Source organism: Streptomyces sp. MGP-P1, assembly GCF_057766565.1.
Window position 1 is genome coordinate 1,171,389 of the sequence record NZ_JBYMEM010000006.1, and the last position, 26,133, is coordinate 1,197,521.

Consider the following 26,133-nt stretch of genomic DNA (forward strand, 5'->3'; position numbering starts at 1 on the left):
CGGCGGATGCTGACAGGGTGCGCGACATCCTGCCCGACCTCCGTGCCCGGTGCGCCGACGGCATCCCCTTCGCCCTGGCGACCGTCGTCGCCGTGCACGGCAGCGCGCCCCGTGACCCCGGCGCCGTGCTGGCCGTCGACGCGGCGGGGACGGTGGTCGGCAGCGTCTCCGGAGGCTGTGTCGAAAGCGATGTGTACGAGGTCGCCCGCGAGGTGCTCGCCGGGGCCGGGACGCGCGTCGTGTCGTACGGGATCAGCGACGACGAGGCGTTCGGTACCGGCCTGACCTGCGGCGGCACGATCGAGGTCCTGGTGCGCGCCTGTGCGACCGCCGCCGAACGCCAGGACCTCGCGGCCGTGCTGGACCTGATCGCCGCCGATCTGCCGGTGGCCGAGGCCACGGTCCTGTCCGGCGCGGCGGAGACCGGGGCCCGCCTGGTCGTCCGGCCCGCCGACACCCCCGGCAGCCCCGGCACTCTCGGTTCCGAAGGGCTGGACGCCGCCGTCACCGACGACGCCCGGGGGCTGCTGGCCCAGGGACACACCGCGATCCAGTGGTACGGGGCGCACGGCCGGCGCCGGATGCAGGAGGTCGCCGTCTTCGTCCGGACGTACGCCCCGCCGCCCCGCATGCTCGTCTTCGGCGCGATCGACCACGCGGCGGCCACCGCCCGCATCGGCTCGTTCCTCGGCTACCGGGTCACCGTCTGCGACGCCCGCCCCGCCTTCGCCACCCGGGAACGCTTCCCCACGGCGGACGAGGTCGTCCGCGCCTGGCCGCACACCTACCTGGAGTCCACCGAGGTCGACGCCCGCACCGCGATCTGCGTGCTTACCCACGACCCCAAATTCGACGTGCCCCTGCTCGTCGCGGCCCTGCGCACGCCCGCCCCGTACATCGGGGTGATGGGCAGCCGCCGCACCCACCACGACCGGCTGGCCCGCCTGCGCGCGGCCGGAGTGGACGAGACCTGCCTCGCGCGCCTCGCCTCACCCGTGGGCCTCGACCTCGGAGCCCGTACGCCGGAGGAGACGGCGGTCTCGATCGCCGCCGAGATCATCCAGCACCGCTGGGGCGGCACAGGCCGCCCGCTCGGCGAACTGACGGGCGCGATCCACCGGCACCGATGAGTTCCGGGCCGTCCCGAGGTCATCACCCCGTAGGCATCCGCAGACCGAGGCACTCGTAGCCGGAGGAATCCCGTGGGCAAGCTCATCTACTCCATGTTCACCTCGCTCGACGGCTACGCCGAGGCGGCGGAGGGCGGCCTCGGCGCCGGGGCCGAGGATCCGGAGGTGCACACCTTCGTCGGCGACCTCTTCCGCCCCGTCGGCACGTACCTCTACGGCCGGCGGATGTACGAGACGATGGTCTACTGGGAGACCGCGCACACCGAGCCCGACCAGCCGCCGCACATCCTCCAGTACGCCCGTGACTGGCAGGCCGCGGAGAAGGTCGTGTACTCCACGACGCTCGACGAGGTGGCCGGCGCGAGGACCAGGATCGAGCGGAGCTTCGACCCGGGCGCGGTGCGCCGGCTCAAGGCCGAAGCCGAGCACGACCTCACCGTCGACGGCCCGAACCTCGCCGCCCAGGCCATCGCGGCGGGCCTGGTGGACGAGTACCACCTCTTCGTCACCACGAGCGTGGTCGGCGGTGGCAAGCGGTTCTTCCCCGACGGCGTGCGCCTCGACCTCGAACTGGTCGAGGAGCGCGCCTTCGCCAGTGGACTGATCTACGCCCGCTACCGGACCCGCTGAACAGCGCCTGCCTCAGGCGGGCCCGCCCCGGTCCTCCCCGCCGCACTCCGCCGCCCAGTGGCACGCCACCTGGACGCCCCCGCCGCCGCTCAGCACCGGAAGATCCACCGTGCGGCACGCCTCCGCCACGCCCGCCCGCTCCGCCTCGCCCGAGGCCAGGACCTGGCAGCGGACGTGGAACCGGCAGCCGCCGGGCACCTTCGAGGGGTCCGGCGGCTCCCCGGCCAGCACGACCGGTTCGCCCTCCGCCTCCGGGAGCACGGACAACAGGGCCCGCGTGTACGGATGCCGGGGGGCCGTCAGCAGCTGCTCGACCGGGCCCGTCTCGACGATCCGGCCCAGATACATCACCGCCACCCGGTCCGCGATGTTCCAGGCGAGCCCCAGGTCGTGGGTGACCACCAGCGCCGAGAGCCCCAGCTCGTCCCGCAGGCGCAGCAGCAGCGCCAGGATCTCGCCCCGTACCGACGCGTCCAGCGACGCCACCGGCTCGTCGGCCACGATCAGCTCCGGCTCCAGCACCAGGGCCCCCGCGATCACGACGCGTTGGCGCTGACCGCCCGACAGCTCGTGCGGGAAGCGCAGGAAGAACCGCTCGGGTGGTCGCAGCCCGGCCCGGGACAGGGCCCCGGCGACGGCGGCCCGCTCGTCCCCGGCGTACCCGTGGATGCGCAGCCCCTCGGCCACCGCGTCGTACACCGTGTGCCGGGGGTTGAGCGAGCCGCTGGGGTCCTGGAGGACCAGCTGCACGCGCTTTCGGTACGCCTTGAGCGCCCGGCCCGAGTAGTCGAGCGGTGCGCCGCCGAAGGTGACCCGGCCCGACGTGGGCGGGACCAGGCCGAGCAGGGACCGGGCCAGCGTCGTCTTGCCGCAGCCGGACTCGCCCACCAGCGCGACGATCTCGCCGGGCCGGATGTCGAGGTCGACGCCGTCGACGGCGCGGGCGGTGGCGGCCCCGCGCCGGCCGGGAAAAGCGACCTTGAGCGTCTCGGCGCTGAGCAGGGGAGCGGCGACCACGGGGGGCGTGGCACCGGTCGCAGGGGTGGTGCTCATGTCGTGCTCCTCGCGTCGTCGGCGGCGGGCGCGTCCACCAGGACGCAGGCGGCCCGGCGCTCGGCCCCGGCCTCCCGCAGCTCCTGGTCCTCGGTGGCGCAGGAGTCGAGCGCCACCGGGCAGCGGGGATGGAAGGTGCAGCCGCCGGGGAGGGCCGAGGGGTCCGGCGGATCTCCCGGCAGACCGCGCGGGGCGTGCCGGGAGGAGAGGTCCCCGATCCTCGGGAACGCGGCGGAGAGCGCCTTGCCGTACGGGTGGCGGGCGTCCGTGTACACCTGCCGGGCGGGGCCCTCCTCGACGACCCGGCCCGCGTACATCACCGAGAGCCGGTCACAGGTGTCGGCGAGCACCGCGAGGTCGTGGCTGATCATGATCAGCCCGACGCCCTGGTCCGCGACGAGCGCCTCGATCAGCCGCAGGATCTGCGCCTGGATCATCACGTCGAGGGCGGTGGTCGGCTCGTCCGCGACGATCAGCCGCGGATCGCAGGCCAGCGCCATGGCGATCATCACGCGCTGCCGCTGACCGCCCGACAGCTCGTGCGGATAGGCCTGGGCCCGGGCGGCGGGCAGCCCCACCTGCTCCAGCAGCTCACCGGCCCGCTTGCGGGCGGCGGCGGGGGTGGCCCTGCTGTGGAGCAGGATCGGCTCGGCGATCTGGTCCCCGACCCGGTGCACGGCGTTCAGCGAGTGCATCGCGCCCTGGAAGACGATCGACGCGCCCGCCCAGCGGACCGCCCGCAGCCGCCCCCACTTCATGGTCAGGACGTCCTCGCCGTCGAGGAGGATCTCGCCGCTCAGCGTGGCGGTCGCGGGCAGCAGCCGCAGCAGCGCGAGGGCCAGCGTCGACTTCCCGCAGCCGGACTCCCCGGCGATGCCGAGCTTCTGCCCGGCCTCGACCCGCAGATCGACCCCCCGTACGGCGGGGACGGCGTCGGCCCCGCCCCCGTAGGTGACGGTCAGGTTCCGCACCTCCAGGAGCGGCGGATCGCCGACCGGATTCGACAGGCCGGGCGAGCCGGACGGGTCCGGGCCCGGCGTGGTGGTCGTGGTCGTGGCGGTCAACGGGACACCCCCAGCTTGGGGTTGAGCACGGACTCGATGGCGCGGCCGCACAGGGTGAAGGCGAGGGCGACCACGGCGATGGCGAGTCCGGGCGGAGCGAGGTACCACCAGTTGCCGGAGCTGACCGCGCCGGCCTCGCGGGCGTCCTGGAGCAGGCCGCCCCAGGAGACGATCGTGGGATCGCTGAGCCCGAGGAAGGCGAGGGTCGCCTCGGTGAGGATGGCGGTGGAGATCACGAGCGTGGTCTGGGCCAGCACCAGCGGCATCACATTCGGCAGGACGTGACGGGACATGATGTGGCGGTGTCCGCCGCCGAGCGCCCGGGAGCGTTCGATGTACGGGCGGGACTCGACGGACAGCGTCTGGGCGCGGACCAGGCGTGCGGTCGTCGGCCAGGTCGTCACGCCGATCGCCAGGATCGTCGTCCACACCGACCGGGACAGGACGGTCGCCAGGGCGATGGCCAGCACCAGGGTCGGCATCACCAGGAACCAGTCGGTGACCCGCATGATGACGGTGGCGTACCAGCCCTTGAAGTGGCCCGCGGTGATCCCGATGAGGGTGCCGATCGCCACGGACAGGAACGCGGCGAGCAGGCCGACCGTCAGCGAGACCCGGGTGCCCCAGAGCATCAGGGCCAGCAGGCTGCGGCCGAACTGGTCGGTCCCGAGCGGGAACTCACCGCTCGGCGCCTCCATCGGGCCGCCCGGGGCGTTGGTCACGCTCTGCGAGTCGGCTCCGACCAGCAGCGGGGCGGTCAGCGCCAGCAGGGCGATCACCGCCAGCACGGCGAGCCCGACGAGACCGGCGCGGTGCGTGCGGTACTGCCGCCAGAAGCGGGCCACCGCCTGCCGCCGCCGGGCCCGGGTGAGGGCGCGGGGGCTCGGCGGCGGGACCGGCTTCTCCGGCTGCGCGGAGGGCTTCGGGGCCTCCGGCTCCAGCGGCTCGGGCTTCTGCGTCGAGGTCGTCATCGGCCCACCCGGGGATCGAGCAGCGGATAGATCACATCGGCCAGCGTGTTCATCAGGATCACCGCGGCGGCGAACACGAAGAACAGCGCCTGCACCAACGGCAGGTCGGGCACGCTCAGCGCCTGGTAGAAGAGGCCGCCGAGCCCCGGCCAGGAGAACACCGTCTCCACCAGGATCGCCCCGGCGACCGTCGTGCCGAGGTTCACGAAGAGCAGCGTCATGGTCGGCAGCATCGCGTTCGGCACGGCGTGCTTCCGGCGGACGAGGTCGTCGCGCAGCCCCTTGGCGCGGGCGGTCGTCAGATAGTCGCTGCCCATCTCGTCCAGCAGCGAGGAGCGCATCACCAGCAGGGTGCGCGCGTACTCCACGGCGACGAGCGTGATGACGGGCAGCACCATGTGGTGGGCGATGTCCAGCACCCGGGCGAAGCCCTCGGTGTCGCCGGACTCCATACCGCCGGTCGGGAAGAGCCCGGGGATCGGGCCGATGCCCACCGACAGGGTGATGATGAGGAGCAGGCCGAGCCAGAACGAGGGCACCGAGTACAGCGTCAGCGCGAACGCCGTGTTGGCGCGGTCCCCGGCACTGCCGTTGCGCCACGCGGAGCGGGCGCCCAGCCAGATGCCGAGCAGCGTGTAGATCACGAAGGCGGTGCCGGTCAGCAGCAGGGTGGCGGGCAGCGCCTCGGCGATCTTGTCGACGACCGGCGCGCGGAACTGGTACGACGTACCGAAGTCGCCGGTCAGCGCCTTGCCGCAGTACTGCGTGAACTGCTCCCACAGCGGCAGGTCGAGGCCGAACTCGCGGCGCATCGCCGCGATCTGCTCGGTCGACACCTGGCGGCCGCCGGTCATCTGCTTGACCGGGTCGCCGGGGATCAGCCGGAAGAGGAAGAAGCTGGTGACGAGGACGGCGAAGAGGGAGACGGCCGCCCCTGCGAGCTTGCCCGCCGCGTAGCGGGCGTAGGCGGCGGTGGAGCGGGAGCGCGGGGAGCGGGCCGACGGCCCGGCCGGAGCCGGGCCGCCGGATTCGGTGCTCTCCACGCCCGCCGCGCCCTTCAGCAGGGCGGGAGTGCTTTCTGAGCTCATGGACTATTCACGGTCTTCCGCGGTGGAGCGGCGACGCATGGCGAACAGGAGTCCGCCACCGGCGAGGACGACGACGGCGATCCCGACCCCGATGAGCACCCCGGTGGAGCTGCCACCGGAGTCGGAGGAACCGGACGAGGAGGCTCCGGCGGCCGGGACCGCCGACCACCAGCTCCAGTAGCCGTCCTGGCCGTAGATGTTGCCCGCGGCCGACGGCATGGTGGTGATGGACTCGATGTGGTCGGTGCGGTAGGCCTCGACGGCATTCGGGTACGCCATGACGTTCATGTACCCGGTGTCGTACAGCCGCGACTCCAGTTGCTTGACCAGATCCGCCCGCTTGGCGGGGTCGTACTCGGCCAGTTGCTTCTTGTAGAGCTCGTCGTACTGCTTGTCGCAGATGAAGTTGTCGGTCGAGGCCGTCTCCTTCGGCTTCGCCGGCAGGGCGTCGCAGGTGTGGATCGACAGGACGAAGTCGGGGTCGGGGTTGACGGACCAGCCGTCGAAGGCGAGGTCGTACTCACCGGCGTACCAGGGGTCGGAAACGTTGTCGAGGCAGTCGACCTTCAGCCCGATGCCCTGCTCGCCCCACCACTCCTGGAGGTACTTGCCGATCGCCTTGTCGTTGGGGTCGGTGGCGTGGCAGAGGATGCGGAAGTCGAGCGGCCTGCCGTCCTTGCCGACGCGCTTGCCCGCGCCGTTCTTCTTGTACCCGGCCTCGTCCAGCAGGGCCGCGGCCTTCGCCGGGTCGTAGGCCAGCTTCTGGTCCGCCGACGGCTTCCAGAAGTAGTCGCCGAAGCGCGGCGGGATGTAGCCCTCGCCCTCGACGGCGTGGCCCTGGAAGACCTTGTCGATGATGGTTTTGCGGTCGACCGCCATGAACAGCGCGTGCCGCACCTTCTGGTCCAGCAGCGCCGGGTGCCCGTCGCCGAACTTCTGTCCGTCCTTGGTGCGGGCGCCGGGGTTGACGGCGAGCGCGAAGAAGCGGCGGCCCGGGGCGTCGTTCACCTTGATGTCCGGCGCGCTCTCCAGCGAGGCGGACTGGGCCGGGGTCAGGCTGGGGCTGCCCGCGACGAAGGACACCTCGCCCTTGCGCAGGGCGGCCACCGCAGCGTCCTGGTCCTTGTAGTAGCGGAAGACCAGTTCGTCGAACTTGGGGGAGCCGCGCCAGAAGTCCTTGTTGGCCTTCAGCTTCACATAGCTGTCGACCTTGTAGTCCGTCACGATGAAGGGACCGTTCCCCACGATGGGGAACTCCTTGTCGTTGTTGAACTTCGAGAAGTCGCCGACCTTCTCCCAGAGGTGCTTCGGCACGATCGGAACGTCGAGCGCGGCCATCGTGGCCTGCGGCTCCTTCAACGTGATGACCAGCTTGTCCTTGCTGGGGGCGGTCACCTTCTCGAAGTTGCCGACGAAGCTGCCGTTGGAGGTCGCGGCGGCGTCGTCCGTCATCATCTTGTTGAACGTCCAGGCCGCGTCCTCGGCGGTGGCCTGCTGCCCGTCGGACCATTTCGAGTCCGAGCGGATCGTGTACGTCCACGTCAGCTTGTCCGCGGAGGGCTCCCACGCGGTGGCGAGGCCCGGGATCGCCTTGTTGTCCTTGGGGTCGTAGTTGGTGAGGAAGTCGTACATCAGCCGCAGGACGCTCGTGCTGAGCAGCCGCTGCGCCAGGAACGGGCTGAGTGAGTCGACGCTCTGCGCGACGGCGACCGTGAGCGTCGTCCTCCCGTCGTCCGCGCGCGCCTCGGAGGGGGCGGGCGCGAGCAGGTTTCCGGGTACGACGGATCCGGCGGTGAGTGCCAGGGCGGCCACGCCGGAGGCCAGCAGGAGGCGCAGGCGTCGGCGTGGCCGGGTGGAGTGGTGGGGAACTCTAGTGACCATGGACGGGGACCTCGCGTCATCACTCGCTGAAGAAGGCGGGTAGATCTCTGGTTCGCCAGTTGGTGAAGCGAAGGTTTATCAGCGGTGGTCGAGGCTCGTCAACGGTCAGTCAAACAGCGTGTGGGCTGCGGGAATAGCGGAAGGGCCCGCACCGCGCGAACGGTACGGGCCCTTCCATGACCCCCATTGGTCTAAACCACTTCGGCCCTACTGCTGAGGTGCCGCCGGCGGTTGCGGAGGCGCCTGCTGCCACCCGGCGGGCGGCACCGGACCCTGCAACTCGGGCTGGCCTGCCGGGTTGGCGTGCTCACCCGGCTGCTCCGGCTGCGTCTGCTGCGGCGCACCGGCCGCGGGCGCACCCGGCCCGGCCTGCGGGGGAGGGGCCTGACCCCATCCGTTCTGCGGTCCCCCCGGTGCCCCCTGCGGGGCGTAGGGGCCACTCGGCTGACCGGCCGCCTGATATCCCCCGTACGGCGGCTGTCCACCGTAGGGCTGCTGCTGGGGGTACGGCTGCTGGTGCTGCCCGGGCTGTGCCTGTCCGGCCTGCTGCCCCGGCTGCCCCGGCTGTCCAGACTGTCCCGGGTGGGGGTGTCCGGGGTGCTGGTGCTGGTGTTGCTGCTGCTGCTGCGGGTAGGGCTGGCCGGGGCCGGGCTGCTGCGGTGCGTAAGGCTGCTGTCCGGGGATCTGCTGGCCAGGGATCTGCTGTCCGGGGATCTGCTGACCGGGGACCTGGTGACCGGGCGCGTGCTGACCGGGGGCGCCCTGCTGTGCCGGCATGGGCTGTCCCGGCGCCGGGTAGCCCTGCTGGACGGGCATGGGCGGGGCGAACTGCGGCGGCGGGTTCTGGCCGTCCCCCGTCCACAGCCCCTGCTGCTGCTGGGCCCGCGCGAAGTCCTCGGCCACCAGCGCCGAGAGGTGGAAGTACGCCTCCCGGGTCTTGGGCCGCATCATGTCGAGGTCGACCTCGGCGCCCGCCGCCAGGTGCTCGTCGAACGGCACGACGACGACCCCGCGGCAGCGCGTCTCGAAGTGCTGGACGATGTCGTCCACCTTGATCATCTTGCCGGTCTCGCGGACGCCGGAGATGACGGTCAGCGAACGCTGCACCAGGTCGGCGTAGCCGTGCGCCGAGAGCCAGTCCAGCGTCGTCGACGCGCTCGACGCGCCGTCGACCGAGGGCGTCGAGATGATGATCAGCTGGTCCGCGAGGTCGAGCACCCCGCGCATCGCGCTGTAGAGCAGCCCGGTGCCCGAGTCGGTGAGGATGATCGGGTACTGCTTGCCGAGCACCTCGATCGCGCGCCGGTAGTCCTCGTCGTTGAAGGTCGTGGAGACCGCCGGGTCCACGTCGTTGGCGATGATCTCCAGACCGGAGGGCGCCTGCGAGGTGAACCGCCGGATGTCCATGTACGAGTTGAGGTACGGGATCGCCTGGACCAGGTCGCGGATGGTGGCCCCGGTCTCGCGGCGCACCCGTCGGCCCAGCGTGCCGGCGTCCGGGTTGGCGTCGATGGCGAGGATCTTGTCCTGCCGCTCGGTGGCCAGCGTCGAACCCAGCGCGGTCGTCGTGGTGGTCTTGCCGACACCGCCCTTGAGGCTGATGACGGCGATGCGGTAGCAGGACAGCACCGGGGTGCGGATCAGCTCCAGCTTGCGCAGTCGCTCGGCCTCCTCCTTCTTGCCGCCCAGCTTGAACCGGGAGGCGGCGGAGGGGTTACGGCTGCTCTTGGCCTTCTGCTTGCCCCGCACCAGCCGGTCGGAGGAGAGCTCGACGGCCGCCGTGTACCCGAGCGGGGCGCCGGGCACCGACCGCTCGCGCTGGTCGTGCGCGACCGGGGTGGGCCAGGCCCCGCCCGTACGCGGGTCGACAGGCGGCTGTTGTTGCTGCTGGGGCGGCTGGGCCTGGGCGGCCCGGGGCTGCTGCCCGTACGCCTCCGGCTGCTGCGGGGCGACGGGGGCGGGGAGGTTGGGGGCGCCCTGGGCGGGGAAGGGGGCGTGCTGCTGCGGCCCGTTGGACGCTTGGCCCGGCTGACCCGGGTGGCCGGGCTGCGGGAAGCCGTAGCCGCCCTGCGGCGGGAAGCCGTACCCGCCCGCGCCCTGGGGGGCCTGCGGGTGCGCCTGAGGCGGCAGCGGTGCTCCGGGGCCGTGCTGACCGTGCTGACCGTGCTGACCGGGGAACGGCTGCTGCTGGTGCGGCTGCTGGGGTGCTTGAGGTGCCTGGGGTGCCTGAAGCGGCTGAGGTGCTTGCGGCGGCTGTCCCGTCTGCGGGAAGCCGTAGCCGCCGGGCGCCTCGTTCGCGGAGGCGGAACCGGGCCACTGCGCCGCGGGCTGCGGCGCGGAGGGCGCCGGAGCGGCCGGCTGGAAGGTGGGCGGCAGCGGCGGCAGCGCGCCCCCTGGGCGAGCGGCGACCACGGCACCGGTGCGGCGGCGGCCTGCGGGGCGTCGGCGACGGGAGGCGGTACGTCCCCGGGCGCGGCGTCCCGGGGACCCGCGTTCTGCGATACGACGTCCTGCGCGCCCGCGCCGGCGGCGTTCGTCACGGCGTCGGGGGCGGGGGCGGGTGCGCCATCGGGGCCCGGGGCCTCGTCGGTGCTCGCTCCGGCCGTGCCGCCGTCCTCGGAGTCCGTGGGGCCCGCGTCCGTACGGGAGGCGGCCTCGGAGTGCGTGTCGGCGAGCGGGGGAAGGGCGGAGGCGGCCGACTCGGAGGACGTATCGGAGGGCGTAGAGGACGTGACGGACGGGGAAGCGTCCTCGGAGCCCGAACCGGAGGCGAAAGTGTCGGGCTTTCCGTCGTCCGTCGTGGATCCGGCGCCGGACAGGCCGTCCGCGGCAGCCCCGGAACCCGTCCCTCCGGCGGATCCGGCCGCGGTTTCCGCCTCGCGCTCCGCGATCTCCCGCTTGAGCGCGGCGGGCGAGAACCGCATCGTCGAGCCGCTCTCCACATCGCCGCCGAACGGACCGGCATCGCCGCCAGCAGCCGCAGGAGCAGCAGCCGGAGCGTCCTGCGCCTGCGGGTGCGGAGCGGTAGCGTCCGGAGCCCGGGTCTGCGGAGTCTGCGTGTGCGGAGCGGGAGCGTACGGCGTCTCCGGCACGGCGGGGGAGACCGGGGTCTCCGGAGCTGCGGGGGAGACCGGCTCGGCCGGCGCCGGAGGGGCGGGCGTCCAGTTGGGGTCGAAGCCGCCCGGCGTCGCCGACAGGTCGGGCGAGGACAGGGGCGCCCCGACCGGCGGAGGAGGCGCCAGGTGTGAGCCTGATCCTCCCGACGAATCCCCGGCCGCGTTCTGCGTGTACCAGGCGGGAGGGGTGTAGTCGATGGTGAACTCACCCGTCATCTCGGCGGGATCCGCGTCGGACGACTCGTCGACGGGCATGTCCCATCCGCCGCGGATCTCGTCCCGATCGCCGTTCACTTTGCCTCCTGGTGTGGTCGAGCACCCTTGTGCCGTGGTGGGTGGGGGCGACCGTTCCCGATGTGCCGGTACGCCCGGCTCTCCCCCTTGCGACGCGCATCACCTGCTCGCAGGTTTCTTCTGCCGCGCCCCACCCACCCTAATCGCCATCCGGTGAACTCAGGCAGGGCGTGGGGCACGGCAGACCCCGCCCCACGGGCCAGGTGTCGCACCCCGGTGAACGACGTGCGAAGGAAAGGGGACGACGAGACGGTCAATCCGTGCCATACGCGTACAGGATGAAACGGGAGTGCTCGCTCCGGCAGCCACTCTTCGCGGCACTCCGCGCCTCCGCGAGAGCGGCCCCTGCGTGACGCCGACTCTGCGTGACGCCGACTCTGCGTGACGCCGACTCTGCGTGACGCAGGCTCCGAGTGACGCACGCCCCGTGCTAGAGGACCCTTGCGAGAGGGCCTGGCAGAGGGGACCTGTGCGAGGGGACCTGACCGAGGGGACCTATGTGAGGTCGAACTCGCCGTCGCGAGCGCCCAGGACGAACGCCGTCCACTCCGCCTCCGTGTACCGCAGGACGGTGGCCGGGTCCAGCGAGGAGCGCATGGCGACGGCGCCGCCCGGCAGATGCGCGATCTCGACCCGCTCCTCTGCCTCCTCGGTGCCGGGCGCGCTGAGCCACGTCACATCCGAGATGTCGAGAGCGTAGAGCTCGTCCTTTTCCTGCTGGGTGCCCATGACGGCGTCCCTTCGATCGAACGGATTCGGTGCGTGGTCCATGTTCCCCGGAGGGAGGGGTGTTCGTGGGCAGAACGGTGCAGGAATCAGTCCATCCGGCGAGCTGTGCCCAGCAGTCCGGTCTCGGCGTCCGTCGCGTTCGTCATCACCCAATGGTGTTCGCGCCCCGCCACCCAGAGGGTGACACCGTCCGCCAGGGTGGGCAGCGCCTCGTACTCGGCGCGCGCCAGCCCCAGGATCCGGCCGATCTGCTCGGCCTCGCCGGGCGAGACCCGCTGGATGCCCACCAGCGCGGACGACCGCATCAACCGCGGTGCGACGGGGCTCAGATAAGGAAGCAGCGTCAGCACGGACTGCCACGGCGAGGACACCACCCGCCCCCGCGGCGGTCGCATGCCGCAGTCCCGCACGACGACCACGGGGCTGCCCACCGTCGCTCCCGTCGGCGGAACACGGCCCACGTCGTACAGGGAGACACACTCCAGCCCGGCGCCCGCCGCCTGGGCGAGCGTGGTCCAGGCCTGGACGCGACCGGTCTCGACCGCCACCCGCGCACCGGTGCCCGCCGCCCGCAACGCCAGGACCTGTGCCGTCCACAGCCCGCCGATCAGCGTGACGTCGTACGGCACCGGGCGGTGGAAGCCGATCAGCTGCGGCTTGTTGTTCGCGTCGTTGCCGATGATCACACCGTCGTCGCCGACCGGCAGGGACAACGCCCCCAGGTGGTCCGCGGCCACGGTGTGACCCGCGTGACGGGGGCCGCGCAGCCCGCGCCGGGGCTCGGTCCGGTTGCTCACTGTGCGCCTCCCAGCGGGAGCGTGGCCAGGACGCCCGGCAACTGCTCGCGGTCCAGTCGTGCCAGCCCGACCTTGGCGTGCCGGGCTGCCTGCTCCAACGTCCTTCTCACACCGATCAGTTCGGTGTCCGAACCGCCGGTGACCCGCACATGCCCGGCCACGCTCGTCGAGCCCTGGCGCACCCCGCTGCGCACGGTGAGGCTGAACGTCGTCGCGTAGGCCGGCACCGAGGTCAGCAGCGCGACCAACTGCGGCAGCGGCGTCGCGCCCCGGCCCAACTCGGGCCAGCGGTCCACCGCGTACGTGGTGTGCCAGCGGTCGTCGCACCGCCAGACCCGGGACGTCTCCATCGTGCGCCGCTGCGGAGCGGCGTCCGGCCGGCCCGCACGCCCCGACAGAATGGGATTGGCGCACGCGGAGGTCGCCACGGCGGAGTTCAACTCGTCCTGGTCGAGCACGGCCGCCTGGAAACCGGCGCCCGTGACCCGGCTCGCCACATGGTCCGCGACCCGCACCAGGCAGCGCTGCGCACCCTCCAGCCCGCCGCCGCGCGCCTCGATGGCCTCACGGCACAGCTCGGGATCCAGCTTCACCGCCACCCACGTCATCCGCAGGGCGGGCGCACCGGTCTGGTCCTGCAACGGGGCGTAACTGAGCCGGGCCACCGACTGCTGCGGCAGATGAGGGGCCGGCGCGCACCGCACCTGCTGCACCAACTGCGCCGACTCCAGCACGATGTCGTCGACCTGGAGGGCGTCGCCCAGCAGTGACAGCGGGAGCGACCGGGCGCCGAACGCGGGCCGCAGCGACTCACCGCTCGCCTCCACCCGCACCACGGCCGTCAGGAATGTGCCGTCGCCGAGCATGCCGACCGTCCGGTGAGCCCGGTCCACATACACCTGCGGGCCGAAGCCGGGCACGTTCTCGGCGACCGGCGCCAGCATCGGCTCCGCGTCCGAGGGCGGCGTGGCCGCGGACCGGCGCCGGGCCCGGAGCCCGAGGGCGCTCGACACCCAGTCCTGGAGCGCGCGGCCCCGCCGACGTACCACCGCGAGAGCGACCAGCAGACAGAGCACCACGAGCGACGGGATCAGCCAGGCGCCACCGAGCGCCGCGCCCACGGCGGCGATCACGAGGCCCACCTCGACGATCACCAGCTGCCGCAGCACGGGGCGCACCCGGTCGGTCCGCGAGATCGAACGCAGTGTCGTCGCGGCGGGGGCGTTCGAACCGGGGGTGCCGGAGGGCGGGACGGGGGGCGTCGCGGGCGACTCGTTGCTACGTTGCCTCCGGGAAGTCCCGGAGGTTCTACGGCCGGCCCGCCCGGTACGCTCGCGCGTAGCTGCACCCATCGCCGCGTTGCCCCCTCGTGTCCGTATTCACCGCTTTTTACACGGGTGTTGATCGGGTCGTCACCCTACCTGAGCACAGGGGGCGGAACCCCAGCAGGCATAGTAGGGGCGCGGTACGGCAGCGGGGGCCGACGGTGCGCGTGGGACCCTGTTCGATCACTGGGGAGAAGGGTCAGCGGACACATGGCATCACGGCGGGATGAGCTCAACGCCTATACCTTTGCGAAGCGGAGGTTGATCGCACAGTTCCTGCAACCCAACCCCACCGGTTCCGAGGAAGGCGCCCCCAAACCGCTGCGCGCGGTACTCCCCGGGGCCATCGTCGCCGTCGTGGTTCTCGCCGTTTTCGGCGCCTGGGGCATGTTCAAGCCGGTGGCCCCCCAGAAGTGGGACGTCGCCAAGGAACACGTCATCATCGCCAGCAAATCCACCACCCGGTACGTGGTGCTGAAGACCGACGGCAAGAAGCAGTTGCACCCCGTCCTGAACATGGCCTCCGCCAAGCTCCTGCTCGCCCCGGACAAGGGCACCGTCGTCAACGTCAACGAGTCGGTGCTGGACAGCGGCAGGATTCCGCACGGCGCGACGCTCGGCATCCCGTACGCCCCCGACCGCCTGCCCGACGCCAAGGAAGCGGGGGCGGCAAAGCGCTGGGCGGTCTGCGAACGGCCCGGCGAGGGCGGCAGGGCCATCCATAAGGCGACCTTCATCTTCGCCGAGCGCGAGGAGAAGAAGACCGGGGGCAAGAACGCCCTGCGGGGCGGTCAGCTGATGTACGTCGAGGGGCCGGGACCGGATCGGACCCGCTACATCGTGGACGCCGCAGGCAAGGCCTACCCCGTCCAGAAGGACGAACTGCTCCTGCGCACCCTGGTCGACCAGGGCTCCGAACCCCAGCGGGTCTCGGCCGCCTGGCTGGCCACGCTCCACATCGGGGCCCCGATCACCTTCCCGACCGTGGACGGCACCCCGGGGGCCCCCGCGGGCGCCCCCGGCACGCTCGACGACCGGACGAACCGGGTCGGCATGGTCCTGACCGCCCCGGCGGGAACCGGGACCCAGAGTTACGTCGTCCTGCCGGGCAGGGTCGCGCCGGTATCGGACTTCACCGCCAAGCTCCTGCTCAGCAGCCGGCAACTGGTGGACCTCAAGCAGGCGGGCAACGCCGAGCTGGTCAGCGCCGGCGCGTTCGAACCGAGCGCCCCCTTCAACCAGAAGAAGGACTGGCCGGTCAGCAAGCCCGTGCCCGTCAACTCCCCTGAAGTCAAGAAGGGCAGCCGGAACACCGTGTGCAACGTACTGCGCGGCGTCGACGCGGACAGCGGCGCCACCACGCTGAGCACCTGGGTGGGTACGAGCTTCCCCGCGACGCTCCCCACCGGTTCCAGCAGCGCCTATGTCACGCCGGGATCGGGCGAGTTCTTCCGCCAGTTCAAGGGCTCCTCGACCAGCGCAGGCTTCCTGTTCCTGGTCACCGACACCGGCCTGCGCTACGCGATGCAGTCCAACAGCGACAGCGGCCAGGGCGACTCCGGCATCGGCGAATCCGGCTCGAAGAAGGAGCGGGAGTCCCAGCAGGAGGAGGCGCAGCAGGCGCAGAACCGGCTGGGCTACAAGGGCGTCGACCCACACCCCGTACCGGCGGTCTGGTCCGCCCTCCTGCCGACCGGCCCCCGGCTCTCCACCGGTGCGGCCAGCCAGCCGCAGGGTTCGTGAGCGGGGCACGGACATGGCGATCCACGACCACGACCACCACGGGCCGGCCCGCCGCCTGCTCATCGCCACGGCGGCGGCGGCCGTCCTCGTCGTCACCCTGCCGGCGATCCCGGCGGCCGCGGACGACTCGACCCAGTGCACGTTCCCCTCGAAGAACTACCCGGGCCGGCCCTGGGCGCTGCAACGCGTGCTGCTGGACGAGGTGTGGAAGCAGTCCACCGGCAAGGGCGTACGCGTAGCGGTCATCGACACCGGAGTCGACGTCAGGAACAAACAGCTCAAGCCGGCCGTGGACACCGGGGCGGGGCGCAACTTCCTGCCGAAGGGCCTCAAGAACGACGACGGAACGAAGGTCGAACGCGGCAAGGAGAACGGCACCACGGACACCGTGGGCCACGGCACCAAGGTCGCCGGCATCATCGCCGCGCGCGAGATGAAGGGCACGGGCTTCAGCGGCCTGGCCCCCGACGCGACGATCATCCCGATCCAGCAGAACGACGCCGAGGGCCACGGCACGACCGACAGCCTCGCCCGAGCGATTCGGTACGCCGTCAACGAGGCGGACGCGGACATCATCAACATCTCCCAGGACACCGCCGACGCCGTGAAGCCGTCCGCGGAACTGCGACAGGCCGTGGACAACGCTCTCGCCCGGGACGTCGTGGTCGTCGCCTCGGCCGGCAACGACGGGCTCGGCGGCAACGTCAAGGAGACCTACCCGGCGTCCTTCAAGGGCGTCCTCGCCGTCGCCTCCTCGGACCGGAACAACGAAAGGGCGGCCTTCTCCCAGTCCGGCGACTTCGTCGGCATCGCCGCCCCCGGGGTGGACATGATCTCCACGGTCCCCGGAGGCGGACACTGCGCCGACAACGGAACCAGTTTCTCCGCCCCGTACGTCGCGGGAGTCGCCGCCCTGATCAAGGCGAAGCACCCCGACTGGACGCAGGAGCAGATCGTCGCGCAGATGCAGCAGACGGCGGAACGCTCGGTCGCGGGCCACGACATCCTGGTCGGCTGGGGCGTGGTCGACCCGGTTCGCGCCCTCACGGAGGACGACAGGCCGATCGACCGCCCGGTCGCGAGCGAAGGGATGAGCAAGGGCAAAGCCCCCACTCCCGCCGAACTCCACCTGGGCGAAACGGCCGACGAGCGGAACGCGCGCCTGGCGACGTACGTCGTGGTCGGCGGCGGCGTCCTGGTGGCGGCCATCGCGGGTACGGCCGTGGCGGTAAGGGACAAGCGGAGACGCGCGGGGCGCCTGGCGGCAGAGGCATGACGACGGGAACGGTGTAGGGCAGCGAAGAGTCGGTCATGAGACAAGTCACGTGACGCTCAAGTCGATTGGCGCTGTCGTACGCAGTGACTAGAGTTGTCGGGATGAGATCGGATCGAACCGCGTCAGTGCGATAGCAACGCGGGACGATCCGAGCAAACGGGGATGCGGAACGGGGAGGACGGCATTGTGACCGATCCAGGTGGCGGTGGCGGTACGGGTGACCTCAGGCGCGGAGTGGGTGCGCTGGAGAAGTTCAAGAGTCGTGTGGACGCCCTGCTGGCGGACTTCGAGGGCTCGGCGGCCAGCAAGACGAAGGTCGCCGACCAGAAGGTCTCGCGGGCCTCACTGAGCGGCCCGAACGCACGCTTCGCCGAGGCGGACGGCCTCTACACCCAGTACAACCGGGTCCACTCCTCTCTCGTCTCGCTCTCCAGGTCCCTCGGCGACCAGATCGAGTACCTGAGCCTGGGCGTGCACGCGGCGGCCGTCGGCTTCGACAACGTCGAGGACGACATCAGGCGGCGGTTCTACGAGATCCAGAACCGGATGGACGCGGAGCGCGAGAAGCACGCGAAGTCTGAGCAGTCCGAGCCTGAACAGGCAGACAAAGAGCAGCAGTCGGACGCCGGGTGGGCAGCGGAATGAGCAACGAGAAGCAGCAGAACCTGACGCCTGCCGAGCAGTCGAAGCAGGACGAGGGACGCGTCCAGACCCAGATCGTCGTCACGGACATGACGGAGATGGCCGGCCGGGCCCTGGAATCCTTCGGCTTCGGCAACCCTCGCACAGGCGGCCGTACCTCCTTCGAGGGACACCAGCTCAACGCCCTCATCGACATGGTGGAGAACTCCAACCCGGAACACCTGGAGAGCGCCGGCGAGGCCCTCTGGAAGGCCAGGGACGCCATCCGGCGCGCGGCGAAGGAACTGAAGGACCACCTCAAGGGAGTCGACTGGGAGGGCGAGTCCGGCACGGCCTTCCGAGCCTTCGGCACGGGCCTGGTCGCCCACGCCGAGAAGCTGGGCGACTTCGCGGACGCGGCCGGAACCCAGATCACGGTCGCGGGCACCGGCCTGGCGTCGGTGAAGAGCGCCATGCCGCCGCGTGACCGCCGGATGATCCAGACGGACGTGAAGGACATCCTGTTCCCGGCCCGGACGGAGACCAACCCGCAGTACGCGGCGGCGCTTGAGGTGGAGAAGAACCGCCAGGAGGCGATCAACCAGGTCAATCGGTTGGCGTCGTACTACTCGGTGTCGGAGGAGGTGCTGGCAGGGCAGGAGCCGCCGCGGTTCGAGAAGAGCCTCGCCGGTATCAGCATGCCGAGGCCGGATGACGGCAGTTGGAGGTCTCCCGGCTCCAGTGTCTCTACCGCGAGCCGTGAATCCATCGGCAACGGCGCTCTACCAGACGCTTCAGGACGCCAGACCGAAGTGGGCTCTGCTTCAGTAGCCTCAGCCCATCGGCCACAGGCTGAGGTCCTTGGCTCCGCACCCCTGCCGGACGCGAGCGCAGGTACGGAGATCAACAGTGTTGCGCCTCCACAGGCCCCGACGACGATTACCAGCACGCCACCGCTGCCCTCGCCTACGCCCGCAACGGGGCCGACCGGAACGCCGCCATCGCCCGTTCCACCGCCTTTCATGAACACCGCACAGGGCAACCCGGCACGTACCACGGGGCCTTCAACGCAGCGGACGGTGAACCAGACCGGTCTGGGCATGGGCAGGGCACAGCCCACAGGAGGAGGTCCTGTAGCCAGGGGGTCGGGCGGCCCCCCGGTCGGTCGTCCCAGTCCCATGGGAGGCGGGGGATCGGCCACCGGCCGTTCGCCGGTCGGCCCGCAGTCACCGATCACCGGCCGTTCCACTCCTACGAGCGGACGGGCTATCACCGGCCAGGGCGGTGCGTCCACAGTCGGCGCACCTGGCGCGGGAGGCAGGAATGGCATCGTCGGTGGAAGCCCTCAGAACGCGCCTCAGGGCAGAGCCGCTGCTGGAGCTTCCGGCCAGCGAGGAGTGATCGGCGGGCGCGGAGTAGCAGCTGCCACTTCCCGCCCTGGTGGTCGACCCGGTCAGGCTTCGGGCGCGAACGGAGTCGTGGGCGCTCCCCGCAAGGCTGCCGCCGCTGGCTCGAACGCCAAGGGCTTTACATCTGGTGGGGCAGGTCTGGTACGTGGTCCCGCCGGTCGACGGAACTCCGGCCGTGAGGATGATGACAACGGGTCAACCCGTCCCGACTACCTGACGGAAGACGAAGAGACGTGGAACGCCGGACGGCGCGGATCTGTGCCGCCGGTCGTCGAGTAGAAGCCCCAGGGAAGGTTCGGAAGCCGGGATGACAGCAGGAATGAGCCGAGCTCAGAGGCGCGTGCGTGTGCTCGGTGCGCTGGCCGCGGCCGCTTCGTGGAGTGTGTTGTTCGTCGGCGCGGCGCAGCCGGCTGCAGCCGACACACAGTCGAAGCAGTGGTACCTCAGCGCGATGCAGGCTGAGGACATGTGGAAGGTCACGACCGGCGAGGGCATCAAGGTCGCTGTCATTGACACCGGTGTGCATTCGTCAACGCCGTCCCTCCGAGGGCAGGTACTCAAGGGGGTCGACGCGTCTGGGGCGCCAGGCGAAGAAACTGACGACTACAACGGTCACGGTACGACGATGGCTGAACTCATCGCCGGTACGGGGAACGGTGGCGGTCTGAAGGGACTCGCCCCGGGAGCCAAGATTATTCCGGTGCGTGTTTCCGATAGTGAGTTCGAGAAGAAGCATTCCTCCAAGGCCAACGACACTGTGGATGCCATCCGAGCTGCGGCTGACAGCGATGCGCGAATCATCAGTATGTCTTTCGGTAGTCCGTACTCCATACCCCAGGAACGTGAAGCGGTTAAGTACGCAGAAAGCAAAGGAAAGCTGTTTCTCGCTGCTGTGGGGAACGAGGGGCATGAACAGAACAGGCGAGGATATCCAGCCTCGTACCCTGAAGCAGTAGGTGTTGCTTCGGCGGACCGTAAAGGGAAAGTCTCGTTCTATTCACAGCACTCGGATACGGTAGATATCGCTTCACCTGGAAGTGACGTCCCGTACTGGTGCGACAGCTCCTTCAAGAGCTACTGCGACGGCGACGGCGGCACCAGCGCCGCCACCGCCATCGCCTCCGCCTCCGCCGCCCTCGTCTGGTCCCTCCACCCCGACTGGACCGCCAACCAGGTGCTCAACGTCCTCTTCGACACGGCTGGCCGTGACTGGAAGAAGGGCGAGACCAGCAAGTACCTCGGTCACGGTCTGATCCGCCCTTCGATGAACGTCCTCAAGGGCAAGGGCGACCCCGGCGACCCGGACATCAGCCCGCTCACCAAGGAGAGGACGACCGGCCCCGCCGACTCGTCCAAGAAGCCCGCCGACTCCGCCTCGCCGCAGCCCGCCAAGAACGGCGCGGAGGGCGACAAGCCGGTAGCGGTGGAAGAAACCAAGTCCTCGGGGGACGAGAGCCAGTTGGGCCTGATCCTCGGAGTGGCCGCAGCTGTGGTCGTGCTCGGAGGAGTGGCCTACGCCGTGGTCCGCAGGCGTAGGGCCGCTTGACCGCACGTTCCGCATGTACCGGCCGGCGATCCATGCCGGCCTTGCAGAACCAACCGAAAGGGAAAGAGAACCATGGCAGATCAGAAGGTCTCAGATGCCGCGCTCCTGAAGCTGGAGGGTGACCTCAGCATCAAGTTCGACTCGGTGAAGGGGCAGCTCCGGCAGCTCCAGGCGACGATCGACAACCTCGAAGGCAAGTGGAAGGGCATCGGCGCCAACCACTTCAACCAGAAGCAGACCGAGATCAACAATCGCATGGTCAGCCTGGCCAAGCAGCTCGTTCGCTTCCAGGAGTCCATCAAGGCCGCCCGTACCATCTCCGGCGACAACGAGGACGAGATCCGCCAGGCCCTCGCGGGTGTGGACGTCGTCGACGGCCACAACACCAGCGCCAAGGAACAGTCGTCCAGCCTGAACAGCTTCTGACCCTTATCCCGTAACTCGAAAGCAGCGGAGGACCGCATGGGAAACAACGACGGTACGACGGTCGTCACTTACGCGAGCCTGGATCTCGCGGCCGGTGAGATCCGGAAGCAGGCCAAGCAGCTCGACATGGACCTCAAGGAGATCCAGTCCATGATCGCGAAGGTCTCGGAAGTGTGGGAGGGAGAGGCGAAGCGCGCCTACACCGCCGCCCAGGACAGGTGGAGGACGGACGCCGACGCCATCCGCGGCAACCTCGACGACATCGCCAGGAAGGTCAGCGAGGCGTCGCCCATCTACCGCAGCGGTGACAAGCGGGCGGCAGCGAACTTCTGACGAAGTTCGACCACAGCGCCAAGAGCACCAAAAGCACCACACAAACACTGCACAACACAACACAGCACAGCACATCAGGGTGGACACGCGCGGGAGGTGTCCACCCTGAGCTGTATCCCGAAGCCGAGCCGGGCCTGCTCAAGAGCGTCGGATCGGGGGAGGGGGGCGGGGGCGGGAGGCACGAACCATCCGTGCCTCCCGCCCCCGCCCCTTGCCGCAGCAGCCCCCCGCTAGCCCTCCATCAGCCCCGTCTGCACCAACGGGTTCCCCCGGCGCCGGGTGACGAAGATGCCCCGGCCCGCAGGCATCGGGCGCGGTCGTACGTTGCCGAGGATGTCGCCCTCGTTCGGGTCGCCCGACAGCATCACGCCCTGTGCGCCCAGCTCGATCATGCGCTGGAGGAAGGGCTCGTACAGAGCCCGGCTGGCCCCCGCCGTGTTGCGGGCGATGATGAAGCGGACGCCCACGTCGCGGGCGAACGGCAGCAGCTCCGTGATCGCTGACAGCGGGTTGCCGCTCGACGTGGAGACCAGGTCGAAGTCGTCGATGACGACGTAGACCGTGGGGCCCTGCCACCAGCTCTGGTCGCGCAACTCCTGCGCCGTGACGTCGGCGGACGGTGTGCGGCGCTTCATCAGGTCGTGCAGCGCCGCCATGTGATGTTCCATGTTGTTGGACATCGGGATGTACTCCGCCAGGTGCGACCGCGGGGTCACATCGAGCAGCGAGCGCCGGTTGTCGATGACGAAGAGCTTGCAGGAATCGCCGTCGTACCGCTCGGTCAGCTGCTTGATCAGCAGCCGCAGCAGGTTGGACTTCCCGGACTCGCTCTCGCCGAACGCCAGGAAGAACGGGTCCTGCTCGAAGTTCAGGAACACCGGCTCCAGGTTGTTCTCGTCGATACCGAAAGCGACGCCCCGCTCCGGTACCGCGTAGCCGGCCGGAAGCTCGCTCGCCGGCAGCGCGCGCGGCAGCAGACGCACCCCCGGGGCGGGCGCGGCCGTCCAGTGCCGGGCGACCTCCTGGTTCATCGCCGCGGTGGCCTCCGAGAGGTCGCTGTCGGAGTTGATGCTGTCGATCCGCGGCACCGCCGCCATGAAGTGCAGCTTCTCCGGGGTCAGACCGCGGCCCGGCACCCCGGCGGGCACGTTGGCCGCCACCTTGCGGTCCAGTTCGGAGTCCATCACGTCGCCGAGCCGCAGCTCCAGACGGTTCATGAGGTGGTCCTTCAGACTGGCCCGCACCTCCATGGAACGCGACGCCGTGACGATCAGGTGGATGCCGTAACCCAGCCCGCGGGCCGCGATGTCCGTGGCAGCCGCCTCCAGCCCCTCGTAGTCCGTCCGGAAGTTGCCCCACCCGTCGATGACCAGGAAGACGTCACCCCACGGCTGGTCCGTCACCGAGATGTCACCGCGCGCCCGCAGCCTGCGGAACGTGGCGATGGAGTCGATCCCGGCACTGCGGAAGTACTCCTCGCGCCGCGCCATGATGCCGTACACCTCGGCGACCGTACGACGTACCCGCTCCGGGTCGAGGCGGGACGCGACGCCGCCGACGTGCGGCAGACCCGCGATCGAGGACATACCGCCACCACCGAAGTCGAGGCCGTAGAACTGGACCTCTTCCGGTGTGTGGGTGAGCGCGAAGCCGGCGATGAGCGTCCGCAGCAGCGTCGACTTCCCCGACTGCGGCCCTCCGGTGATCTGCATGTGGCCGGCGGCGCCGGAGAAGTCCCGGTAGAGGGTGTCGCGCCGCTGCTCGAACGGCTTGTCGATGACGCCCAGGGGCACGACCAGCCGGCCGGATCCCTCGAAGCCGGGCTGCGTCAGCCCCCGGCCCTGCGCCGGGGAGAGCCCCGGCAGCAGCTCGTCCAGCGACGGCGGATTGTCCAGCGGCGGCAGCCACACCTGGTGGGCTGAGGCCCCGCGGCCCTCCAGACGGCGCACGATCACATCGAGCACCGTGTCCGCCAGCGCGTCGTCCTGCGCCGCACGTTGATCCGGTACGCCTCCGGGCTGCGCCGCCGGCTGGACGTACCGCACCGGGACCGGAGCGGCCGTGAACGGAACCGGCCTGCGGTCCACCGGAAGCGGCGCACCCGGCGCGGCGGCCCGGTGCGCGCCCGAGCGGTACACCCCGGAGACGTACGCGGCCTTGAACCGCACCATCTCCTCCGTACCGAACTTGAGCAGCCCGGAACCGGGCACGTTGGGCAGGTGGTACGCGTCGGGCACACCGATCGCGGCCCGCGACTCGGCCGCCGAGAACGTCCGCAGACCCACCCGGTACGACAGATACGTCTCCAGACCGCGCAGCCGCCCCTCCTCCAGACGCTGCGAGGCCAGCAGCAGATGCACACCCAGCGAACGGCCGATACGGCCGATCTGGACGAACATCTCGATGAAGTCGGGTTTGGCGGTGAGGAGTTCGCTGAACTCGTCGATGACCAGGACGAGCGAGGGGATCGGCTGCAGCGGCGCACCGGCCGCGCGCGCCTTCTCGTAGTCGTGGATGTTGGCGTAGTTGCCCGCATCGCGCAGCATCTCCTGCCGGCGGTTGAGCTCACCGCTGATGGAGTCACCCATACGGTCGACCAGCGTCAGGTCGTCCGCGAGGTTGGTGATCACGGCCGCGACGTGGGGCATCTGCGCCATACCGGCGAAGGTCGCGCCGCCCTTGAAGTCGGCGAGAACGAAGTTGAGCGTCTCCGAGGTGTGGGTCACGGCGAGACCGAGCACCAGCGTACGCAGCAGCTCGGACTTGCCGGAACCGGTGGCGCCGACGCACAGACCGTGCGGACCCATGCCCTCCTGGGCCGCCTCCTTGAGGTCCAGCATCACGGGGGCGCCGTCCTCGCCCACCCCGATCGGCACCCGCAACCGCTCCGCCTGCGAGCGCGGCCGCCAGGTCCGGCTGACCTCGATCGAGGCGGCGTCCCCCAGGTTCAGCAGATCGGTGAACTCCAGGTTGGCCAGCAGGGGTTCGTCGTCGTCCCCGCCGGTGGCCATGTGCAGCGGGGCCAGCTGGCGGGCGAGCGCCTCGGCGGCTTCGTAGCTCAGCAGGTCCGGCACCCCGTCGTAGACGAGCCCCTGGCCCGACTCCAGCTGCAACGACTTCGGCTGCACCACGATCGAGAGGCCCCCGCGGGACCCGGTCACCTCACCCGGCACCACTTCGATGACGGTCACGCCCTGGAGGCCCTCCGCCGAGGCGAGCACCGACATGGGGGGCACCGACTCGCCGTCCAGGACCACCACGACGTGTGGCTGCTCCATGAGCGGCTGACCGCCCGGCTGGAAGCGGGGCCTGCCCTCCAGGCGTCCGGCCAGCAGCTCCTCCAGGGCCAGGGCGTTGGTGGTGATGAGGCGCCGGCTCCCGGCTCCGTCCACGGGCCCGGAGGCCTGGGCGTGCGGAAGCCACTTCGCCCACTCCCACTGCGGCGCGGCCTCCGCGCCGGTCGCGACCGCGATCACCAGGTCCTGGGGGGAGTGCAGCGAGGCCAGCCCGCCGACCACGGCCCGCGCGGCGGAGCGCGCGGAATCCGCGTGGCCGCTGATCGTGAGGTGGTAGAACGCCCGCAGCGAGACGGCCATGGGCAGACCGTCCAGCGTGGAGTGCGTCGCCAGGAACTGCTGCATCGCCCCGGCGGCCAGCGGCTCCAGTTCGTCCACGGGCGCCGTCTCGGGCGCGATGAGCGGCGTGGCCAGCTCCTGACTGCCCAGCCCGATGCGCACCTGCGCGAAGTCCGCGTCACCGGCACGCCGCTCCCACACCCGACTGCCCTCGGCGACGAGCGCCCACAACTGCTCGGGAGAGGGGTGGAGGTAGAACTGCGCGTCCCGCTGCTTGCGGGCCGTCTTCAGTACCGCGCGCCGGGTCTGCGTCAGGTACTTCAGGTAGTCGCGGCGCATGTCCGCCAGCTCGCCCTGAGTGCCGCGTCGGTACCGCACGAGCATCGCGATGGCCATGGCCAACGTCGAGGCGATCATGATCATGCCCATGATGCGCATGATCGGGTTCGGCGTCATGAAGAAGAAGACGACGGAACCACCCATGCCCAGCATCGGCAGGAGCTGCATCAGCGCCCCCTCCTGCTGGCCCCGGGGGAGTTCCGGCGGAGGTTGCAACTGCACCTGCTCGACCGGCACTTCGGTGGGCAGGGCCCGCGGCGGGCGCTTGACGACGATCTGGCTCACAGCTCACCAATTCCCTTGCCGGACGGAAGTGTTCCTATCGGCGCCCCCGTGGCGACGGGCTCCATCCGCGGGAGGGATCCTACTGGCGAAGCGGCGGTCCCATGGCGGTAGGGTGTCGCGACGCGTGTACGCATCCGCTAACTGATCCGAGAAGAAGGTCATTCGGGACGAGCGGTGCGATCCGTGGTCCCGGCGGTGTGATTCCGGCAGAAGCGGACGCGACCCGGCGGAAGCGGGGCGTCAGCGGCGCAGGGAAAGCCGGTCGGCGGGAGCCGCGGCGACAGCGGTGCAAAACAGCTGCAGTAGAACAACTGAAGTGGAACAACTGAAGTAGAACAACTGAAGTAGAACAACTGCGGAGAACGACGGCGGTAGAACAGCTGCGGTAGAACCGCAGTCGTAGAACTGCGGCCGTAGAACAGAACAGCAGCAGGACGAACAGCAGTAGAAGCGCGGAACAAGCTAGTCAAGCGTCAAGCCAGTAGTAGGGGGAGCAACAGGT

General features: G+C 70.5%; 18 protein-coding genes and 1 pseudogene. 9 read left to right on the forward strand and 10 right to left on the reverse strand.

Annotation, left to right across the window (positions count from 1 at the left end; genetic code table 11):
• Window positions 1-17: 17 nt before the first annotated feature.
• Both AC3CH1_RS20995 and AC3CH1_RS21000 read left to right on the forward strand, forming a co-directional pair.
• Window positions 18-1,130 (forward strand): XdhC family protein, encoded by a 1,113-nt coding sequence (locus tag AC3CH1_RS20995; protein ID WP_488464309.1) that lies wholly within the window; start codon window positions 18-20, stop codon window positions 1,128-1,130.
• Window positions 1,131-1,202: 72 nt separating this feature from the next.
• On the forward strand, window positions 1,203-1,760 hold the full coding sequence (locus AC3CH1_RS21000; protein WP_488464310.1) for a dihydrofolate reductase family protein: 558 nt from the start codon (window positions 1,203-1,205) through the stop codon (window positions 1,758-1,760).
• Window positions 1,761-1,772: 12 nt separating this feature from the next.
• On the opposite strand, the gene AC3CH1_RS21005 is transcribed toward AC3CH1_RS21000, so the two are convergent.
• The 9 genes and pseudogenes from AC3CH1_RS21005 to eccE all read right to left on the reverse strand — a co-directional run bounded on the left by AC3CH1_RS21005 (window position 1,773) and on the right by eccE (window position 14,105).
• Window positions 1,773-2,813, reverse strand: coding sequence for an oligopeptide/dipeptide ABC transporter ATP-binding protein (locus AC3CH1_RS21005; RefSeq protein ID WP_488464311.1), 1,041 nt, complete (start codon window positions 2,811-2,813; stop codon window positions 1,773-1,775).
• Entirely contained in the window at window positions 2,810-3,877 is a 1,068-nt protein-coding gene (locus AC3CH1_RS21010; RefSeq protein ID WP_488464312.1) for an ABC transporter ATP-binding protein, read from the reverse strand. The genes AC3CH1_RS21005 and AC3CH1_RS21010 overlap by 4 nt, the downstream gene beginning before the upstream one ends.
• A complete protein-coding gene (locus tag AC3CH1_RS21015) occupies window positions 3,874-4,848 on the reverse strand; it encodes an ABC transporter permease (protein ID WP_329160202.1) in 975 nt (324 codons plus the stop codon). The genes AC3CH1_RS21010 and AC3CH1_RS21015 overlap by 4 nt, the downstream gene beginning before the upstream one ends.
• A complete protein-coding gene (locus AC3CH1_RS21020; protein WP_488464313.1) occupies window positions 4,845-5,936 on the reverse strand; it encodes an ABC transporter permease in 1,092 nt (363 codons plus the stop codon). The genes AC3CH1_RS21015 and AC3CH1_RS21020 overlap by 4 nt, the downstream gene beginning before the upstream one ends.
• Before the next feature lie 3 nt (window positions 5,937-5,939).
• Window positions 5,940-7,817 (reverse strand): ABC transporter substrate-binding protein, encoded by a 1,878-nt coding sequence (locus AC3CH1_RS21025; RefSeq protein ID WP_488464314.1) that lies wholly within the window; start codon window positions 7,815-7,817, stop codon window positions 5,940-5,942.
• Between the two features lie 207 nt (window positions 7,818-8,024).
• A pseudogene (locus tag AC3CH1_RS21030) lies at window positions 8,025-11,227 on the reverse strand (SCO5717 family growth-regulating ATPase).
• A 495-nt stretch (window positions 11,228-11,722) separates the two neighbouring features.
• Complete coding sequence (locus tag AC3CH1_RS21035) at window positions 11,723-11,956, reverse strand: DUF397 domain-containing protein (protein WP_228923244.1); 234 nt, start codon at window positions 11,954-11,956, stop codon at window positions 11,723-11,725.
• An 86-nt stretch (window positions 11,957-12,042) separates the two neighbouring features.
• Window positions 12,043-12,753: a hypothetical protein gene (locus AC3CH1_RS21040; RefSeq protein WP_215102984.1), complete on the reverse strand. Its 711-nt coding sequence runs from the start codon at window positions 12,751-12,753 to the stop codon at window positions 12,043-12,045.
• Complete coding sequence (gene eccE / locus AC3CH1_RS21045; RefSeq protein WP_488464315.1) at window positions 12,750-14,105, reverse strand: type VII secretion protein EccE; 1,356 nt, start codon at window positions 14,103-14,105, stop codon at window positions 12,750-12,752. Before eccE ends, AC3CH1_RS21040 begins: the two co-directional genes overlap by 4 nt.
• A 183-nt stretch (window positions 14,106-14,288) precedes the next feature.
• Between eccE and eccB the strand changes: the two genes are divergently transcribed.
• The 7 genes from eccB (at window position 14,289) to AC3CH1_RS21080 (ending at window position 21,432) form a co-directional block, all read left to right on the forward strand.
• Window positions 14,289-15,821: a type VII secretion protein EccB gene (gene eccB / locus AC3CH1_RS21050; RefSeq protein WP_488464316.1), complete on the forward strand. Its 1,533-nt coding sequence runs from the start codon at window positions 14,289-14,291 to the stop codon at window positions 15,819-15,821.
• Between the two features lie 13 nt (window positions 15,822-15,834).
• Window positions 15,835-17,097, forward strand: a complete 1,263-nt coding sequence (gene mycP, locus AC3CH1_RS21055) for a type VII secretion-associated serine protease mycosin (protein WP_488464317.1) — start codon at window positions 15,835-15,837, stop codon at window positions 17,095-17,097.
• 162 nt (window positions 17,098-17,259) lie between these two features.
• Window positions 17,260-17,742, forward strand: coding sequence for a DUF2563 family protein (locus tag AC3CH1_RS21060; RefSeq protein ID WP_488464318.1), 483 nt, complete (start codon window positions 17,260-17,262; stop codon window positions 17,740-17,742).
• Entirely contained in the window at window positions 17,739-19,406 is a 1,668-nt protein-coding gene (locus AC3CH1_RS21065) for a hypothetical protein (RefSeq protein ID WP_488464319.1), read from the forward strand. Before AC3CH1_RS21060 ends, AC3CH1_RS21065 begins: the two co-directional genes overlap by 4 nt.
• A 28-nt stretch (window positions 19,407-19,434) precedes the next feature.
• Entirely contained in the window at window positions 19,435-20,673 is a 1,239-nt protein-coding gene (locus AC3CH1_RS21070; RefSeq protein ID WP_488464320.1) for a S8 family serine peptidase, read from the forward strand.
• 72 nt (window positions 20,674-20,745) lie between these two features.
• Window positions 20,746-21,099 (forward strand): WXG100 family type VII secretion target, encoded by a 354-nt coding sequence (locus AC3CH1_RS21075; protein WP_265598987.1) that lies wholly within the window; start codon window positions 20,746-20,748, stop codon window positions 21,097-21,099.
• 36 nt (window positions 21,100-21,135) lie between these two features.
• Entirely contained in the window at window positions 21,136-21,432 is a 297-nt protein-coding gene (locus AC3CH1_RS21080) for a WXG100 family type VII secretion target (RefSeq protein ID WP_018960649.1), read from the forward strand.
• 230 nt (window positions 21,433-21,662) lie between these two features.
• Here the strand turns inward: AC3CH1_RS21080 and eccCa are convergent, their stop codons facing one another.
• Window positions 21,663-25,631, reverse strand: coding sequence for a type VII secretion protein EccCa (gene eccCa / locus AC3CH1_RS21085; protein ID WP_488464321.1), 3,969 nt, complete (start codon window positions 25,629-25,631; stop codon window positions 21,663-21,665).
• Window positions 25,632-26,133 lie beyond the last annotated feature (502 nt).